This window comes from Cobetia sp. 3AK (assembly GCF_029846335.1).
Taxonomy (GTDB): domain Bacteria; phylum Pseudomonadota; class Gammaproteobacteria; order Pseudomonadales; family Halomonadaceae; genus Cobetia; species Cobetia marina.
This window is the reverse complement of sequence record NZ_JARWKR010000003.1, coordinates 286385-304271: the sequence shown is the minus strand read 5'-3', so window position 1 is coordinate 304271 and position 17887 is coordinate 286385. Positions and strand designations below refer to the sequence as shown.

Here is a 17887-nt window from a genome sequence, read left to right as displayed (position 1 = left end):
TGTGGTGCCTGCCATCCCGGGTACCGCGTTCGTTTCATCGGGCAAGGTGACCCCTTGCTCTGCTCTGGATACTCCCATGACGACTGACGCCCTCGCCACGACCCGCTCCGCGGCCACTGACATCGATGACACCTGTACATCACGTTTTCTGGCCAGTGACAACACGTCCGGTATCTGCCCCGAGGCGATGGCATACATGATGCGAGCCAATCAGGATGATGATCTCGCCTATGGCAACGACCGCTGGACTCAACAGGTGACGGACAGCTTCCGTCAGCTGTTCGAGACCGAGTGCGAGGTATTCTTCGTCTTCAATGGCACGGCGGCGAATTCCCTGTCGCTGGCGCATCTGTGTCAGTCCTATCACAGCGTCATCTGCCATGAACTGGCCCATATCGAGACTGACGAATGCGGAGGGCCGGAGTTCTTCTCCAATGGCTCCAAGCTGCTCAATGCGCCGGGTCCGAATGGCAAGCTGACGCCTGAAGGCATCGAGCGACTGGTCACCAAGCGCAGTGATATCCATTATCCGCGTCCGCGTGTCATCTCGCTGACCCAGTGCACCGAAGTCGGCACCGTCTATAGCCTGGAAGAGCTTCAGGCGATTCGCGAAGTGGCCGACCGTCATGATCTTCAGATCCACATGGACGGCGCGCGCTTTGCCAATGCCTGTGCCTCGCTGGGCGTCTCTCCGGCCGAGCTTACCTGGAAGGCCGGCGTGGACGTGCTGTGCTTCTCTGGTACCAAGAATGGGCTGGCGATGGGGGAGGCGGTGATATTCTTTGATCGCGAGCAGGCCCGTGACTTCGACTATCGCTGCAAGCAGGCCGGTCAGCTTGCCTCCAAGATGCGTTTCATCGCCGCGCCGTGGATGGGGCTGCTCGAGAATGACGTCTGGCTGGACAACGCACGTCATGCCAACACCATGGCGCAGTATCTGGCCGAGCGACTCGAGGCATTGGACGGCATCGAACTGCTGTTTCCCTGTGAGGCCAACAGCGTCTTTGCCAGCTTCCCCGAGCATGTGCTGACGGCGCTGCGTGAGCGTGGCTGGACCTTCTACACCTTCATCGGCGCAGGTGGCGCACGCTTCGTATGTTCCTGGAATACCAGTACGGATCTTCTGGATGCTCTGCTTTCTGATATCCAGAGTGCCCTGTAAGAAAGGGGACTGAGAGTGACACTCTCGTAGCGTGTGCTGAAAAGTGAAAAAAGCCCATCGGCCATCCGATGGGCTTTTTTTTCATGAAGATTTTTCAGGACGTTGCGATGCGTCCATGCCCTTGCGGGGGTGTGACAAGGTCAGTGATCGCTACGGCCAAGGCTTCTGTCAGCAGTCGCCTCGTGGCCGCCCGCGTCGGCGGTTTCGCATGTCATCGATTCGCCTTCGGGTCGCCATCGAGTCGCTGGCGACACCTCGTGGGGCCGGATATGTGCAAGGACTGGCTGGCGAGACTCGCCGCTCTGTCCCTATTCTGAACGTGTGCTGCAGTGCGACGTGGCAGACATGGTGCCTTTCAGGAGGAGGGGCTTCAACGGCCACGAGGCGAGGCAATTCTTGCGCAACGGTGCGCTCGAGGAGGCGTCACTCCTGCCTCGTTCCAGATCGCGCTTGTCATGCAGGGACGAGGTTGTCCATTCGGGTGGCGAAAGTTCGTTGAATGCGGTGGGTCCATGTATTGGACACTCGCTACCTATATCGATCTATGCTGATAAACACGCCGAGGCAGTCACCTGAGCGCCAGCAGCGCGGGGCATCAAGTGACCTGGTACCACTGTCATCGTACAGGAGTGGCCCCGGCGATGGTCCCAGCGACCCCGAGTCGCGACAAGGAGGCTTCCATGAGCATCTTCGATCACGTGCAGAGCCGCTACGAGCGGGTCCAGCAAGAAGAGATGAGTCTCCAGGAGTACCTGGAGTTATGTCGGCAGGATCGTTCTGCCTACGCCAGCGCTGCCGAGAGAATGCTGGCGGCCATCGGTGAACCGGAGGTCATCGATACCGCCAAGGATCCCAGTCTTTCCCGGATTTTTTCCAACAAGCTGATTCGACGCTACCCCAGCTTCGCCGAGTTCTATGGCATGGAGGAGGCCATCGAGCAGATCGTGTCCTACTTCCGTCATGCGGCTCAGGGGCTTGAGGAGCGCAAGCAGATTCTTTATCTGCTGGGGCCAGTCGGCGGCGGCAAGTCATCGCTGGCCGAACGGCTCAAGCTGTTGATGGAGCAGATTCCCTTCTATGCCATCAAGGGGTCACCGGTATACGAGTCGCCGCTGGGCCTGTTCTCGCTGGAAGAGGATGGCGAGGTGCTCGAGAAGGAATATGGCATCCCGCGCCGCTGCATGCGCAGCGCCATGTCGCCCTGGGCGGCCAAGCGTCTCAAGGAATATGGCGGAGATCTCAGTCAGTTCCGTGTCGTCAAGCTCTACCCATCCCGCCTGAACCAGATCGCCATCTCCAAGACGGAGCCGGGCGATGACAACAACCAGGATATTTCCGCGCTGGTCGGCAAGGTCGATATCCGTCAGCTTGAGCTCTATGCCCAGGATGATCCGGATGCCTACAGCTTCTCCGGCGGACTGTGCAAGGCCAACCAGGGGTTGATGGAATTCGTCGAGATGTTCAAGGCACCGATCAAGGTGCTTCACCCGCTGCTGACCGCGACTCAGGAAGGCAACTACAACCCCACCGAAGGCATGGGGGCGATTCCCTTCGATGGCGTGGTGCTGGCGCACTCCAATGAGAGCGAGTGGCAGGCCTTCCGCAACAATCGCAACAACGAGGCCTTCCTGGACCGCGTGTTCATCGTCAAGGTGCCCTACTGCTTGCGAGCCTCGGAGGAGGTGAAGATCTACGCCAAGCTGCTGGAGCACTCGTCGCTCAATCATGCGCCATGTGCGCCAGACACCTTGCGCATGCTGTCCCAGTTCATCGTGCTGTCGCGCCTGCAGGAGCCTGAGAACTCCAGTATCTATTCCAAGATGCGCATCTATGATGGCGAGAATCTCAAGGATACCGATCCTCGCGCCAAGTCGATCCAGGAGTACCGTGACAGTGCGGGGGTCGATGAGGGCATGGATGGTCTGTCCACGCGCTTTGCCTTCAAGATCCTCTCCAAGGTCTTCAACTTCGATGCCAGCGAGGTGGCTGCCAACCCGGTGCACCTGCTCTATGTGCTGGAGCAGCGCCTCGAGCAGGAGCAGCTGCCCAAGGAGACCCACGAGCGTTACCTGCGCTTCATCAAGGAGTATCTGGCCCCACGTTATGTCGATTTCATCGGCAAGGAGATCCAGACCGCCTATCTCGAGTCCTACTCCGAGTATGGCCAGAACATCTTCGATCGTTACGTGACCTACGCTGATTTCTGGATTCAGGACCAGGAATACCGTGACCCCGAGACTGGCGAGCTGCTCAATCGTCAGTCGCTCAATGAGGAGCTGGAGAAGATCGAGAAGCCGGCAGGCATCTCCAATCCCAAGGACTTCCGTCATGAAGTGGTCAACTTCGTGCTGCGCGCTCGCGCGCAGAACAACGGGATGAATCCGGGCTGGCAGTCCTACGAGAAGCTGCGTGCGGTGATCGAGAAGAAGATGTTCGCCAATACCGAAGAGTTGCTGCCGGTCATCTCCTTCAATGCCAAGGCATCGGCATCGGATCAGCGCAAGCATGAGGATTTCGTGGCGCGCATGGTGGATCGCGGATATACCGAGAAGCAGGTGCGTCTGCTGTCCGAGTGGTATCTGCGAGTGCGCAAGTCGCAGTAAGCCCTGCCGACTGACGACAGGCCTGCCGGCGGGCGTGATTGCCGCCGGCACTTGCCATCCGGTCTTTCGCTGAACGCGAGGCCGGCAAGGAGGGCGAATGAGTTACTTCATTGATCGACGCAGCAATGCGCGCAACAAGAGTGCGGTGAATCGCCAGCGCTTCATCCGGCGCTACCGCAGCCATATCAAACGGGCGGTGGAGGATGCCGTCAATCGGCGCTCCATCACCGACATGGAGCGTGGCGAGGAAGTCTCCATTCCGACTCGCGATATCTCGGAGCCGGTCTTCCAGCATGGCCAGGGCGGCAAGCGGCGTGTCATCAACCCGGGCAACAAGGAGTTCGTGGAAGGTGATCGCATGCGCCGCCCGAGTGGCGGCGGCGGCGGTGGCGGCAGCGGAGAAGGTCAGGCCTCCAACCAGGGCGAGGGCGAGGATGATTTTGCCTTCACCCTGTCGCGCGAGGAGTTTCTCGAATTCGTGTTCGATGGTCTGGAGCTTCCGCATCTGGAGCGCAAGCAGATCGCGGACATGGATGAAGTACGTCCGGTGCGGGCGGGCATCGCTCGCGATGGCACTCCCGCCAGGATCAATATCGTGCGCTCGATGCGTTCAGCCCAGGCGCGGCGTATCGCCATGCGATCCCCCATCAAGCGGGCGCTGAAGGAGGCCACTGACGCGCTGGAGCTTGAGGAGCGCAAGGATCCGGTGCTGCGCAACAAGGTGCGCATTGCCGAGCTCAAGGCGGAAATCGAGCGTCTTGAAGCGCGCCTCAAGGCGGTGCCGTTTCTCGATACCTATGATCTGCGCTACAACCACCTCATCAATCAGCCGATGCCGTCCAACAAGGCAGTGATGTTCTGCGTGATGGATGTCTCGGGGTCGATGACCCAGGCGCACAAGGATATCGGCAAGCGCTTCTTCCTGTTGCTCTATCTGTTTCTGGAACGCAACTACGAGAAGGTCGAGCTGGTGTTCATTCGCCACCACACCGCCGCCAAGGAAGTGGATGAGGAAGAGTTCTTCTACTCCCGAGAGACCGGCGGCACCATCGTCTCCAGTGCTCTGACGTTGCTGGATGAAGTGATCGAATCCCGCTATCCGGCGGGTGAATGGAATCTCTACGTGGCTCAGGCGTCCGATGGTGACAACTGGGATGACGATTCCACCAATTGTCGCGAGCTGATGATCAAGAAGCTGATGCCGCGTCTGCAATATTACGCCTACGTGGAGATCACCCCGCATGCGCACCAGGCATTGTGGGAAGAATATGAGCGAGTCGAAGCCGAATTTCCGGATCGCTTCGCCATGCAGCAGATTGTCGAGGCGGGCGATATCTACCCGGTATTTCGAGAGCTGTTCAAGCGCCGCATCAGCGCCTGATCGCATCATGTGACGCGCCCGGCCATCTGCCGGGCCGGGAGGCCCCATGAGCCAGAGACGTGATAATCGACTGGAAAATCAGCAACCGGCCAGTGGCTCCGATTGGACCTTCGAGCTTCTGGAGCATTTCGAGCACGAGATTGCGCGTATCGCTGCGCAGTATCGGCTGGATATCTACCCCAATCAGATTGAAGTCATTACTTCCGAACAGATGATGGATGCCTATGCCAGCATCGGCATGCCGGTGGGCTATCACCATTGGTCGTTCGGCAAGCAGTTTCTCTCGGTGGAGCAGGCCTATCGGCGCGGACAGATGGGACTGGCCTATGAGCTGGTGATCAATTCCGATCCCTGCATCGCCTATCTCATGGAAGAGAACACCCTGATGATGCAGATTCTGGTCATGGCGCATGCCTGTTATGGCCACAACAGCTTCTTCAAGGGCAATTACCTGTTTCGTGCCTGGACGGATGCCTCGGCGATCATCGATTACCTCGTCTTCGCCCGGAAGTACGTGTCCGAGTGCGAGGAGCGCCATGGTGTCGATGCGGTTGAGCAGCTGCTGGACGCCTGTCATGCGCTCCAGAATTATGGCGTCGATCGCTACAAGCGTCCCTCGCCCATCTCGCCGGAAGAGGAGATCCAGCGTCAGCAGGAGCGTGAGGCCTATCTGCAGGCTCAGGTGAATGCGCTGTGGACCACCATTCCGCAGGCCGAGGAGGAGGATGAGTTGATCGATGAGGTCAACGACCCACTGGGTCTGCATCGTCGTGGTCGCTACCCTCCTGAGCCTCAGGAGAACCTGCTCTACTTCATCGAGAAGAATGCACCGTTGCTGGAGCCCTGGCAGCGGGAGCTGGTGCGTATCGTGCGCAAGCTGGCGCAATACTTCTACCCGCAGCGCCAGACCCAGGTGATGAACGAAGGCTGGGCCTGCTTCTGGCACTACACCATCATGAATCAACTCTATGATGAGCAGCTGATCGGCGAGGGGGTGATTCTCGAGTTCCTGCAGTCGCACACCTCGGTGGTGCAGCAGCCGGGCTTCGATCACCCGCATTACAATGGCATCAACCCCTATGCGCTGGGCTTCGCGATGTTCATGGACATCAAGCGCATCTGCGAGAATCCTGACGACGAGGACCGTGAGTGGTTCCCCGACATCGCCGGCAGTGACTGGTTGGAGACGGTGCATTTCGCGATGCGCAACTTCAAGGACGAGTCCTTCATCCAGCAGTTCCTGTCGCCCAAGGTGATCCGTGATCTCAAGCTGTTCTCGCTGGTGGATGACGACAGTGATGAGCATCTTCTCATCGATGCCATTCACGATAGTCGAGGCTACAAGCGCATTCGAGAGGCGCTGTCGGTGCAATATGCGCTCAGCCATCGCGAGCCGAACATCCAGGTGTGGGCCGCGAATATCCGGGGAGATCGCTCGCTGACGCTGCGCCATGTCCAGGATGATCGTCGCCCGCTGTCACGCAGCGTCTATCCCGTAATGCGCTATCTGCATCAGTTGTGGGGGTTCCCGGTGCATCTCGAATCACTGGAGCAGGATGAGATCGCGCGCCGCTACCAATGGCCGTTGCCGGAGGATGCTTCCGGATCCACTGCGAGCTGACGTCTGGTCCCGGTAACACAGCCATGAAAAAGACCGCCTCGGGATTGGCTCCCGAGGCGGTCTTCTCGTATCAGGTCCGAGGCGCCGCCGGTATCATGCCGGGCGCTTGGTCCAGGACTGGCACCAGCCTTCGGGTGCCACGCTATTGCTGGGGAATAGCTGACAGCCCTTGTTCTCCGGCTTGTAGAACATGCAGTTGGTGCAGTCGGAGCCGGGCTTGAAGGCGGGGTGATCACTGGCTTCGCTGGCATCTTCCACATAGTGGAGCGCCTTTGCCTGCGGGTTGTCGGTATCCAGTGGGGGCAGGTCGGCGGCAAGGGCGCGCGGCGAGAGCACGGCAGCACCCAATGGCAGGGCGGCAAGCCCCAGCAGGCTGTTGCGCATGAAGTTACGACGGCTTTGATCAGCCATGGTCAGATTCCTTCTCATCGTTGGAGCACAGCCGGTGGGATGTGCTGCGGTCACGGCTCGCCTGTCAGGAGGCGCTTTCATGTCGATCGTTGCAGTGTCACTCGTGCCACGGGCGTCTTGATGAGCGCTCTGTGTGGCGCGGCTGGTCGCAAGCATCCTGGTACGGGAAGATGCAGGTGGCATGCCAGATACTGATCATACGGTCAGATTCTGCGGTATCCGCCGTCGGGATGATCCCCTTCGTGGATATCTGCTCGCTGATGGTGCATGAAGCAAGTGCTGCCTGCTTATTGTGGCTTGAGTTGGGGCGGCCGTCAGCCTCGCGAACGGAACTCTGGCATGATGGAATGCTACGGTAGAACGTGAATGAAGTTGCTGCGGCTTGCGGGTCGTGACGGAATGACGAGCGCATGCCTTGCCGAGGCAATGGCAACGACAAGAAGGAAATGGCGGGATGCTGGATGTGATGGATGATATTCGCTCGGCCGGTCGCAAGCTGTGGCGAGGGTTTGGCGTCAGCGTGGCATTCGCGCTGGTGGGAGGCGGGCTGTGGTGGTGGCAGGAGCGTGATTACCAGCAGTTCTACGCCTGGCAGGGAGTGCCTGAGGCACGTGAACTTGACTGGAAGACGCTGGCGCGTGGCTTGCGCAGCGATGCCTACCTGGTGGGGTGGTCGGATCTGCGCGCCAACCCGTTATGGGTGACATGGCGTCTCGAGAATACCCAGGGGTCGCGGCTGGGGGAGCGTCCTGACGAGTTCGAGCGCGACTGGCGCTCGCTATGGCCCGTCACGCCGGACAGCTATCGCAACAGTGGCTACGACCGCGGACTCCTGGCGCCCAACTACGCCATCGGCAAGATCTACGGGGTCAAGGCCCAGCATCAGACGTTTCGCATGACCAATATCTCGCCACAGACACCGGCGCTCAATCGCAAGCTGTGGCAGCGACTCGAGGCGGCCATCATGGACAGGATTCTGCCGCGGGAAGAGGCGCTGTGGATCACCGCAGGCCCGGTCTTCACGGGAGAGATCGAGCGTCTGCCGAATCTGATCGAGATTCCGGATGGTTTCTACAAGATCATCGTCTCGCCCGGCACTGCTCGGCAGGCGCCTCGCGCCCTGGCGTTTCTCTTTCCTCAGCAGGTAAGAGGGGATGAGCCATTGGATCGCTTTCTGGTCAGCATCGATAGAATCGAATCTCTCACCGGTTTCGATTTCTTCCATGAGTTGCCGGACGATATCGAGCAGCGCCTGGAAGCCTCGGTACGTCGTGATGGATGGCAGGTCGAGAGTTTCAGCCGCATCCCGTCACGCTATTGAGTGTCTGATGACTCTGATGGCGCAGGGGAGGCAATGGGTCGTGCAGAAGGATGCGTCCGGGGATATTCGTCGCGCAGTCGCAGGAAATCCATCCACAGGCCAGGCAGTGGAAGCGGGTGTGGACAAGTCAGCAGGCGTTGGGGGGGATCTGTGTTTCTGGGAGCACGCGAAAGACAACGCAGGGCGCCGCAGGTCTGGATAAAGCAATGAAGCTGATAGCAGGGGGAGAGTATCGCGATGTGAGCAGCGGGCGCTGCGAGAAAGTACATCGGATGACAACTTGATGGTGCCCAGAAGAGGACTTGAACCTCCACGTCCATACGGACACTAGCACCTGAAGCTAGCGCGTCTACCAATTCCGCCATCTGGGCATCAAGTTGTGTGCTGAAGTCTCAAGAGCAGAGCCTTGCAGCGGAACGACCATGAAATCCTTGGTAGTGGATACCATGTTCCCCGTTCGAGTGCGCATCGTGGTGCCCAGAAGAGGACTTGAACCTCCACATCCTTACGGATACTAGCACCTGAAGCTAGCGCGTCTACCAATTCCGCCATCTGGGCGAAGCGCGATACAGGGGTCGTTCATCGTGAGTCTGACATCCGTGGTGCCCAGGAGAGGACTTGAACCTCCACATCCTTACGGATACTAGCACCTGAAGCTAGCGCGTCTACCAATTCCGCCACCTGGGCAGACATCAGAACTCGTTTTGGTCCAAGGACCCGGATCAGCAGTCCAAGTTGTTGAAACTTGAATGCTTTACCCGTTTTCCGGTATCCATCCTAACGTGTGTCACGTCAACATGAAACCTGAAATTGGTGCCCAGAAGAGGACTTGAACCTCCACGTCCATACGGACACTAGCACCTGAAGCTAGCGCGTCTACCAATTCCGCCATCTGGGCAAGTGGTGCCGAATAATACGGATCTTCTGAGGGAATGCAAGAGGTTTCTGTTTTATTTGTGGCGTCAGGGGCTGCATGACGCATTTCGGTCGTCTGCCTTGCTGGCCGGAACTTCGAGATGGTGCAAGCTTTGGAAGACCCGATGGAAAAACAAGCGCTTGGCAAAGCCATGGAAGAAAGCCATGAAATGAGGCCTCCTGCATCACTCTGACGAGCTTCCGGGAGTCGGAAGGTTGGGGAATGGTTGGGTCGGCCCAATGGTAGGGGCTATAATGCGCGCATGAGAGACAACCAGTCATTCCGTGCCGCGCCCGCTGCCCGTCTCGAATTCATCGTCAAGGAATCCTGATTAATGACCCAATGGACGCTCAGCGACGACCCGCACGCGGAACGCGAAGCCCATAAGTACGACAAGCCCATCCCCAGTCGCGAGTATCTTCTCGACAAGCTGGAAGAGTATGGCAAGCCCATTACCCACGAGAACATGAGCCGCATGCTCGGTTTCGAGGACGACGAGCAGCAGGAAGCCGTGCGCCGTCGCCTCAATGCCATGGAGCGTGATGGCCAGGTGCTGCGCAATCGTCGTGGTGCCTATGCACTGATCGACAAGCTGGACCTGATCCGTGGCCGCATCGTCGGCCATCGCGATGGTTTCGGTTTCCTGGCGCGCGAAGATGGCGTCAAGCCGGATCTTGCCGTGCCGCCGCGCCAGATGCGTCGCGTCTTCCATGGTGATCAGGTGCTGGCGCGCGTCAGCGGCCGTGATCGCCGTGGTCGTGATGAAGTCACCATCGTCGAGGTGCTGGCTCACAATACCCAGACGCTCGTCGGCATTTATCGCCAATCCGAGCCGGACTTCGGGGTACTGATTCCGGAGAATTCGCGCATCGCGCAGGAAGTGATCATCCCCAACCGTGTGGCCAATGGTGCCAAGGACGGTCAGGTGGTGTCCGTGCGCATTACCCAGCAGCCCGCGACACGCGTGCAGCCGGTGGGGGAAGTGGTCGAGGTGCTCGGTGAGCGCATGGACCCGGGCATGGAGATCGACATCGCGATCCGCTCGCATGACATCCCCAGCGAATTCCCGCCGGAAGTCGAGGACCAGATCTCGACCATCTCCGCCGAAGTGCTGGAAGAGGACAAGAAGGGGCGTATCGACCTGCGCGAGACGCCACTGGTCACCATCGATGGCGAAGACGCGAAGGACTTCGATGACGCCGTCTGCGCCTGGCAGGACGACAACGGCAACTGGAAGCTGCTGGTCGCCATCGCCGATGTATCGCATTACGTGCGTGGCGGCAGTCCGCTGGATCAGGAAGGCTACGTGCGCGGCAACTCGGTCTATTTCCCGGGTCAGGTCGTGCCGATGCTGCCGGAGCTGCTCTCCAATGGTCTGTGCTCGCTCAACCCGCATGTCGATCGTCTGACGCTGGTCTGTGAGCTGACCATTTCCGCCGCCGATGGCGAGATGCTCGACTACCGCTTCTTCGAAGCCGTGATCCGTTCCCATGCGCGCCTGACCTACGAGAAGGTCGGCACCATGCTGACGGACCCGGAAAGTGAGGAAGGTCAGGCGCTGTGTCAGCAGTACAACGAACTGCTGCCGTCGCTGCACAACCTGCACGCGCTGTACGGTGTGCTGCGCAAGGCGCGCGACAAGCGTGGTGCCATCGACTTCGAGACCACCGAGACGCAGATCCTGTTCAACGATGAGCGCAAGATCGAACAGATCGTGCCGCGTACGCGCAATGACGCGCACAAGCTGATCGAGGAATGCATGCTGGCGGCCAACGTCGCCACGGCGCGCTTCCTGGATCTGCACGATCTGCCGGCCCTCTATCGTGTCCACAAGCAGCCGGCACCTGAGCGTCTCAACAACCTGCGCGCCTTCCTGGGTGAGCTGGGCCTGACGCTGGAAGGTGGCGATGAGCCACAGCCGAAGGACTTCCAGGCACTGCGTGCCTCGATCGCCGAGCGCCCGGACCTCGACATCATCCAGACCGTGATGCTGCGCAGCATGACCCAGGCGGTCTACTCGCCGCAGAACGAAGGTCACTTCGGTCTGGCCTACGATGCCTACGCCCACTTCACCTCGCCGATCCGTCGTTATCCTGATCTGCTGGTGCACCGTGCGATCCGTTCCGTCATCCGTGGTCCGCGCAAGACCGACACCGTGCTGCGCGCCGAAGATGCCGTGACCGAGCGTCCGACCAAATGGTGCCCGTACACCTTCGAGCAGATGCTCGAGCTGGGTGAGCACTGCTCGATGACCGAGCGCCGCGCCGATGAGGCGACGCGTGACGTCAACGACTGGCTCAAGTGCGAGTTCATGAAGGACAAGGTCGGTGAAGTGCTGGAGGGTACCGTCGCGGCGGTCACCCAGTTCGGCCTGTTCGTGCGACTGGATGCCTACTACGTCGAAGGCCTGCTGCACATCTCCTCGCTGCCGTCCGACTACTACCACTACGAGGCCGAGAAGCATCGTCTCAAGGGTGAGCGTGCCGGCGTCAGCTATGGTCTCGGCGATGGCGTCACCGTCCAGGTGGCTCGCGTCGACATGGATGAGCGCAAGATCGACTTCATGCTCAGTGACCCGACGCCGCGTCCCAAGCGCAAGCCGCGCAAGGCACGCAGCAGCGAGCGTGATGCTGACAAGCCCGCAAGCGGCAAGAGCGGTGCTGCCTCCGGCAAGGAATCTGCCCCCAAGGGTCGCCCCGGCAAGCGTGAGCGCGAGCGCCTCAAGTCCCTGACGGAAGAAGTCAGTCAGGAAGGCCAGGGTGGCGGTACGGACGGAGCGTCCGAGACGCCTGCGCAGGAGAGTCCTGCCCGCAAGCCGCGCAGCGAGCGTGATGAGCGTTCCGGTCGCGGCGAGCGCAAGCCCTCCACCGGCAATGAGCGTCCGTCCGCGCCTGAGTCTCCGGCAGCGGCGCGCCCGGCGGTGCCGAGCGGTCCGGAATCTGCTGACAGTCCGTTCGCGGCAGTCGCGCCGATGGGTGCCGCTGGCAAGGATGATCCGTCGCGCAAGCGCGGCTCCCGTTCTCGCGGGCGTCGCGGCAACGGCCGCAGCTGACCGCCGGCAAGATTCACCGTGCAGCATTCATCAGCCCCGGCCATGGTCGGGGCTGATGCGTTGCACGGCCGTGAGTTCGCAGGATTTCATGGCTGTCGCCATGGCGACAGCTCAGTTTCCGTCCAAGTGACAGGGCCCTGTCAGGGCCATCAGGCAGGAAGGCACTATGAGTCAGGACAAGGGGCGCAAGCCCGGCCGCGGCAAGCCCGCTGGCGAGCGCGGTAGCCATTCTCGAAGTGAGCACTCTCGAGGCGAGCACTCAAGGGGTGAGCGTGGTGGCGCTCAGCGCCAGGAACGTGGCGGGGCCCGCAGAGGTGGCGCTCGCACTGGCGCACCGAAGATCCCCGGTGGCCTGGAAGCCGTCTATGGTGTACACGCCGTGGAAGCCTTGCTGGCACGCGGCCGCGCGCCGAGCGAGCTGTGGGTGCAGGCAGGCGAGGCCGAGCTGCGTCTGAACGAGATCGTCGAGCAGGCGCGTGCCGCTGGTTCACGCGTCACCTTGAAGGCGCGTGAGGAGCTGGATGCGCTGTCCACCGGCGGTGGTGCCCATCAGGGGCTGGTCGCTCTGTGCGCGCCGCTCGCCACCGAGAACGAGACTGGTCTCAAGCTGCGCCTCGATGGCTGGTCCCATGAGGAAGCGCCGCTGTTTCTGGTGCTGGATTCGGTCACGGATCCGCACAACCTCGGGGCCTGTCTGCGCAGCGCCGATGCCGCCGGTGCCCATGGTGTCATCGTGCCCAAGGACAAGTCCGCCTCCCTGAACGCGACCGTGCGCAAGGTCGCCTGTGGGGCAGCGGAAGTGGTGCCGGTCTATCAGGTCACCAACCTGGCCCGCACGCTGGATGCCATGAAGGAAGCCGGTGTCTGGGTGCTGGGTACGGCTGGTGAAGCCGAGGCCATGGCCTTCGAGGCCGATTTCACCGGGCCGGTGGCCATCGTGATGGGCGCTGAGGGCAAGGGCATGCGTCGCCTGACGCGCGAGCACTGCGACAGCCTGATCAAGCTGCCGATGGCGGGCAGTGTCTCGAGTCTGAATGTCTCGGTCGCGGCCGGTATCTGCCTGTTTGAAGCCGTTCGTCAGCGCCGCAACGGCTGACAGCGAGAATGGGGGTGTCAGGGCATGAGGCGTGCCTCGCGACGTGTCGCTTGCCAAGCCCTTGACACCTCTCTACAATACTGCGGTTCTGTGAAGTGCAGTCTGCAGTGAATGCGCGGCATGGGGGCACCTGTCCTCGCCCGCGCGCGTTGTACGTGGCTTTCGAGCCCGAATGACACAACCGTAGTAATCACTCCACTCCTTGCTTCCCGGCCCGAGACGCGCCGTGGAGGCTGTCAAACCGAAAGGAGCCAAGCCATGCGTCACTACGAGATCGTGTTCATGGTCCACCCGGACCAGAGCGAACAGGTTCCGGCCATGATCGAGCGTTACACCTCCATCGTGACCGAAGCCGGCGGTACTGTGCATCGTCTGGAAGATTGGGGTCGCCGTCACCTGGCCTACCCGATCAACAAGATCCACAAGGCCCACTACGTGCTGATGAACGTCGAAACTACCGGTGAAGTGGTCGAGGAACTCGAGACCATCTTCCGTTTCAACGACGCCGTCATTCGTAACCTGGTTGTGCGTGCAAAGGAAGCGGCCATCGAGCCGTCTCCGATGATGAAGCCGGCTGAAGAGAAGCGTCCGCGTCGCGAAGACAAGCGTGACGAAGCCGAAACTCAAGACGCTAACTGATACCGCACCCCCAGGAGGTCATTGCAATGGCACGTTTTTTCCGTCGTCGCAAGTTCTGCCGCTTCACCGCTGAAGGCGTGAAGCAGATCGACTACAAGGACATCGAAGTCCTGAAGTCTTACATCACCGAGACCGGCAAGATCGTCCCGAGCCGCATCACCGGCACCAAGGCGCGTTATCAGCGTCAGCTGGCGACTGCCATCAAGCGTGCGCGCTACCTGGCACTGCTGCCGTACAGCGACAGCCACCAGTAAGGCGACACCATGATGCTGGCATTGGCACGTTGGGCCATGCGCGGACCGTTGCAGTGCATCGCGATTGCACTGCTGACGGGTCTTCTGCCCTGGTTCTTCTGGTTCAGTGCCTCCATCAGTGCGCTGGTCACGCTTCGGCGTGGCCTTGCGCCAGCCGCACCCGTGTTCATCGCCGCTGCCATTCCGGCAGGCTGGTGGTGGACACAAGGCGATCCGGTGCCATTGGCGACCGTGTTGCTGGTCACGTTGATGGCAACCCTGCTGCGTGCTCGCATGCGATGGGGGGAGGCGCTGATTGGCGCCAGCCTGACAGCGGCAATGATGGTGCAGTCCGGGATATTCCTGCCACCAGGCGGGGCTGGTCCACTGCTTGAGAGCATTCGTCAGAATGCCCCTGAGCTTGATGCACGCTTGAGCGACTTTGCCGCTCAAGGTGTGCCGACTGAACAGCTCGCAGGGTTGGTCATCGGCGGTATTACCGGGTTGGTGGTCCTGCTGGCCGCCACGGCCTGTCTGGCCCTGGCGCGCAGTTGGCAGTCCGGGCTCTACAATCCGGGTGGATTTCGTCACGAGTTTCATGCCTTCCGGCTGAGCCCGCGAGAAGTCCTGATACTGGCAGCCTGCGGCATCATCGGGGTCTTCCTCGATGTGCCTGCAGTGCTCCTGCTGATCTGGATACCGTTGTTCGTGGCCGGCATTGCCCTGGTGCATGGCTATATCGGGTTAAAGGGGATGAGCGGGTTATGGTTGGTCGGCGTCTACTTTCTGCTGCTGACGACCTGGCCCACGATTCTGATTTTGCTGCTGCTGGCTCTTGTTGACGTCTTTGCGGATCTTCGCGCACGTCTTGCTGGCAGTCATCGATAAGAGGTTTACGAGATGCAAGTCATTCTGCTCGACAAGATTGGCAAGCTGGGCAACCTGGGTGACCAGGTGTCCGTCAAGGCTGGTTTCGGTCGCAACTATCTGCTGCCGTACGGTCTGGCTGTTCCGGCCACTGCCGAAAACCAGGCGGCTTTCGAAGCTCAGCGCGCTGAGCTGGAAGCACAGGTTGCAGAGCGCAAGGCCGAAGCTGAAGCGCGTGCCGCTCAGCTGAACGAAATCGAACTGTCCCTGGTCGCCAAGGCTGGCGAAGAAGGCAAGCTGTTCGGTTCCATCGGTCCGCGTGATCTGGCCGAAGCCATCGCCCAGTCCGGCATCGACATCGCCAAGAGCGAAGTCCGCATGCCGGAAGGCCCGCTGCGCAACACTGGCGAATACGACATCGTGCTGCAGCTGCACGCTGAAGTGACTGCCACTGTTCGTGTGGTCGTGGTCGGCGAGTAATCGCTGATCCGTGGTGGCTGCCCGGTGATCCGGCGCCGCCTCCACAGGTGGTACTCGAACCGCCCTCGCATCCTGGATGCGGGGGCGGTTTTTTTGTGTCTGGCGTTTCTTTGTCGGGCGTGACAGGGAAAATCCTCTGCACGCGGGCAGGGCGGTGACAGGCAAAATCCGGTAGAATGCCTGCCCCCGTGAGGTAGAGCATCATGTGCGGTCGCGATGGTTGGCAGGCTCGCGGCGATGCACGAAAATGGAGGTTCCCGCGGGCGTGTCAGTCATCAGCAGGAGTCAGCCAGGCATGAGCGAGATGCAGGATCAGGATCGCGAGACGGCGGCGCTCAAGGTGCCCCCCAATTCGCTGGAGGCCGAGCAATCGGTCCTCGGCGGTTTGATGCTGGACAACAGCGCCTGGGACACGGTGTCCGAGCGACTGGTGGCCGACGACTTCTATCGCTACGAGCATCGTCTGGTCTACAACGCCATGTCCCAGCTGGTGGGCAGCAGCCGGCCGCTGGATGTGGTCACGTTGTCCGAGTTGCTGGAAAGCCGTGACCAGCTGGAGTCGGTCGGTGGGCTTGCGACCCTCGCCGAGCTTGCGCGCAATACGCCCTCGGCCAGCAACATCAAGGCCTATGCCGACATCGTTCGCGAGCGCGCGACGCTGCGCAAGCTGATCCAGGCGGCCAACCAGATCGCCGAGAGCTCCTTCAGCCCTCAGGGGCGAGACGCCGACGAGCTGGTCAACGAGGCCGAGCGTCTGGTGTTCCAGATCAGCGAATCACGCCCCAAGAGCGGCGGCCCCAAGGGCATGAGTCAGCTGCTGACCGGCGCGGTGGACCGCATCGATGAGCTGTTCAATCTCAAGGGCCAGATGACCGGCCTCTCGACCGGCTTCCGGGACCTGGATGACATGACCTCCGGTCTGCAGCCATCGGACCTGGTGATCATCGCGGGGCGCCCCTCGATGGGCAAGACCACCTTCGCCATGAATCTGGTCGAGCATGCCGTGGTCTCCGGCGACAAGCCGGTGGCCGTGTTCTCGATGGAGATGCCGGCCGAGTCGCTGATGCTGCGCATGATCTCCTCGCTGGGCCGCATCGATCAGACCAAGGTGCGTACCGGTCAGCTGGATGATGAGGATTGGCCGCGGCTGACCTCGGCGGTCAACCTGCTCAAGGACAAGCAGCTGTTCGTCGATGACACGGCGGCCCTGTCGCCCAACGAGATGCGCTCACGCTGTCGCCGCATGGCGCGCGAACACGGCGGCATCGGCCTGATCATGATCGATTACCTGCAATTGATGCAGGTGCCGGGGCTGTCCGAGAACCGTACTGCCGAGATCTCCGAGATCTCGCGCTCGCTCAAGGGTCTGGCCAAGGAATTCGCTTGCCCGGTGGTGGCGCTCTCGCAGCTGAACCGCTCGCTTGAGCAGCGTCCCAACAAGCGCCCCGTGATGTCGGATCTGCGTGAATCCGGCGCCATCGAGCAGGACGCCGATGTCATCGCCTTCGTCTACCGTGATGAGGTCTACAACAAGGACAATCCCGACAACAAGGGCTTGGCCGAGCTGATCATCGGCAAGCAGCGTAACGGCCCCATCGGCACTGTTCACATGGCCTTCATCGGCAAGTACACCCGTTTCGAGGACCTGGCGCCAGACAGTTATGGCCAGGCCTTCGCTGAATGACGTGATGCGCATGCGCATCAAACATGTACCCGGGCGGCGGCAGCGACGTCGCCCCGCAAGACCCGCACTGACGGGGAGGAGATAGCATGGCAGGTGGATTTGGGCGCGGACGCGCACGCACTCCCAAGCTTCAGGGACGCGGTACGCTGGAGAGCCTTGAGCGCGAAGGGCCTTTCAAGGAATGGCTGGGCATGCCGGATCTCTATCGCTTCACGCTGGTCGTGGAGGGCGAGAGCTACAGCTATCAGACCGAAGACAGTGAAGTGCCGGTCGTCGCGGGCGACATGGTGGTCTTCCGTTACAAGGAAACCAAGGCCGGCAAGTGGATCGACCGCAATTCCCTCGGCAAGGCCATCGACCCCAACTCGCTGTAAGGCGTCCACTTCCGGCGTGGCATGAGCGTATTGGCCAGCCACGACCG

General features: G+C 60.9%; 14 protein-coding genes and 4 tRNA genes. 13 read left to right on the top strand and 5 right to left on the bottom strand.

Features of this window, described 5'->3' with window-relative positions; translation table 11 throughout:
- Positions 1 to 121: 121 nt before the first annotated feature.
- The 4 genes from QD228_RS06045 (at position 122) to QD228_RS06030 (ending at position 6767) form a co-directional block, all read left to right on the top strand.
- Positions 122 to 1162: a low specificity L-threonine aldolase gene (locus tag QD228_RS06045; RefSeq protein WP_103751481.1), complete on the top strand. Its 1041-nt coding sequence runs from the start codon at positions 122 to 124 to the stop codon at positions 1160 to 1162.
- A gap of 680 nt (positions 1163 to 1842) precedes the next feature.
- Positions 1843 to 3765, top strand: a complete 1923-nt coding sequence (locus tag QD228_RS06040; protein WP_077378796.1) for a PrkA family serine protein kinase — start codon at positions 1843 to 1845, stop codon at positions 3763 to 3765.
- A gap of 97 nt (positions 3766 to 3862) precedes the next feature.
- A complete protein-coding gene (locus QD228_RS06035; protein ID WP_084209411.1) occupies positions 3863 to 5146 on the top strand; it encodes a YeaH/YhbH family protein in 1284 nt (427 codons plus the stop codon).
- A 46-nt stretch (positions 5147 to 5192) separates the two neighbouring features.
- The gene (locus tag QD228_RS06030) at positions 5193 to 6767 is read left to right on the top strand and encodes a SpoVR family protein (protein ID WP_077378801.1); all 1575 of its coding nucleotides are present in this window, start codon (positions 5193 to 5195) and stop codon (positions 6765 to 6767) included.
- A gap of 93 nt (positions 6768 to 6860) precedes the next feature.
- Here the strand turns inward: QD228_RS06030 and QD228_RS06025 are convergent, their stop codons facing one another.
- Positions 6861 to 7178: a high-potential iron-sulfur protein gene (locus tag QD228_RS06025; protein ID WP_077378804.1), complete on the bottom strand. Its 318-nt coding sequence runs from the start codon at positions 7176 to 7178 to the stop codon at positions 6861 to 6863.
- 454 nt (positions 7179 to 7632) lie between these two features.
- Between QD228_RS06025 and QD228_RS06020 the strand changes: the two genes are divergently transcribed.
- Positions 7633 to 8499, top strand: coding sequence for a DNA/RNA non-specific endonuclease (locus QD228_RS06020; protein ID WP_279874780.1), 867 nt, complete (start codon positions 7633 to 7635; stop codon positions 8497 to 8499).
- Between the two features lie 284 nt (positions 8500 to 8783).
- Here QD228_RS06020 and QD228_RS06015 read toward each other — a convergent pair.
- The 4 genes from QD228_RS06015 to QD228_RS06000 all read right to left on the bottom strand — a co-directional run bounded on the left by QD228_RS06015 (position 8784) and on the right by QD228_RS06000 (position 9397).
- Positions 8784 to 8870: transfer RNA gene (locus QD228_RS06015), tRNA-Leu, on the bottom strand.
- 100 nt (positions 8871 to 8970) lie between these two features.
- Positions 8971 to 9057, bottom strand: a tRNA-Leu gene (locus QD228_RS06010).
- Between the two features lie 42 nt (positions 9058 to 9099).
- A tRNA-Leu gene (locus QD228_RS06005) sits at positions 9100 to 9186 on the bottom strand.
- Between the two features lie 124 nt (positions 9187 to 9310).
- Positions 9311 to 9397, bottom strand: a tRNA-Leu gene (locus tag QD228_RS06000).
- Positions 9398 to 9749: 352 nt separating this feature from the next.
- Between QD228_RS06000 and rnr the strand changes: the two genes are divergently transcribed.
- From rnr to QD228_RS05960, 8 genes are all read left to right on the top strand, one after another.
- The gene (gene rnr / locus QD228_RS05995) at positions 9750 to 12467 is read left to right on the top strand and encodes a ribonuclease R (protein WP_084209409.1); all 2718 of its coding nucleotides are present in this window, start codon (positions 9750 to 9752) and stop codon (positions 12465 to 12467) included.
- A gap of 340 nt (positions 12468 to 12807) precedes the next feature.
- Positions 12808 to 13563: a 23S rRNA (guanosine(2251)-2'-O)-methyltransferase RlmB gene (gene rlmB / locus QD228_RS05990; RefSeq protein WP_240704295.1), complete on the top strand. Its 756-nt coding sequence runs from the start codon at positions 12808 to 12810 to the stop codon at positions 13561 to 13563.
- Positions 13564 to 13821: 258 nt separating this feature from the next.
- Complete coding sequence (rpsF, locus tag QD228_RS05985) at positions 13822 to 14202, top strand: 30S ribosomal protein S6 (protein WP_065392636.1); 381 nt, start codon at positions 13822 to 13824, stop codon at positions 14200 to 14202.
- A gap of 26 nt (positions 14203 to 14228) precedes the next feature.
- Complete coding sequence (gene rpsR, locus QD228_RS05980) at positions 14229 to 14456, top strand: 30S ribosomal protein S18 (protein WP_024952281.1); 228 nt, start codon at positions 14229 to 14231, stop codon at positions 14454 to 14456.
- 12 nt (positions 14457 to 14468) lie between these two features.
- On the top strand, positions 14469 to 15323 hold the full coding sequence (locus QD228_RS05975; protein WP_084209830.1) for a hypothetical protein: 855 nt from the start codon (positions 14469 to 14471) through the stop codon (positions 15321 to 15323).
- A gap of 12 nt (positions 15324 to 15335) precedes the next feature.
- Positions 15336 to 15782: a 50S ribosomal protein L9 gene (gene rplI / locus QD228_RS05970; RefSeq protein WP_065392637.1), complete on the top strand. Its 447-nt coding sequence runs from the start codon at positions 15336 to 15338 to the stop codon at positions 15780 to 15782.
- Positions 15783 to 16086: 304 nt separating this feature from the next.
- Positions 16087 to 17466: a replicative DNA helicase gene (dnaB, locus tag QD228_RS05965; RefSeq protein WP_077379359.1), complete on the top strand. Its 1380-nt coding sequence runs from the start codon at positions 16087 to 16089 to the stop codon at positions 17464 to 17466.
- 86 nt (positions 17467 to 17552) lie between these two features.
- Positions 17553 to 17840 carry a hypothetical protein gene (locus QD228_RS05960; RefSeq protein WP_043334752.1) on the top strand — a complete coding sequence of 96 codons (288 nt, stop codon included), beginning with the start codon at positions 17553 to 17555 and terminating at the stop codon, positions 17838 to 17840.
- Positions 17841 to 17887 lie beyond the last annotated feature (47 nt).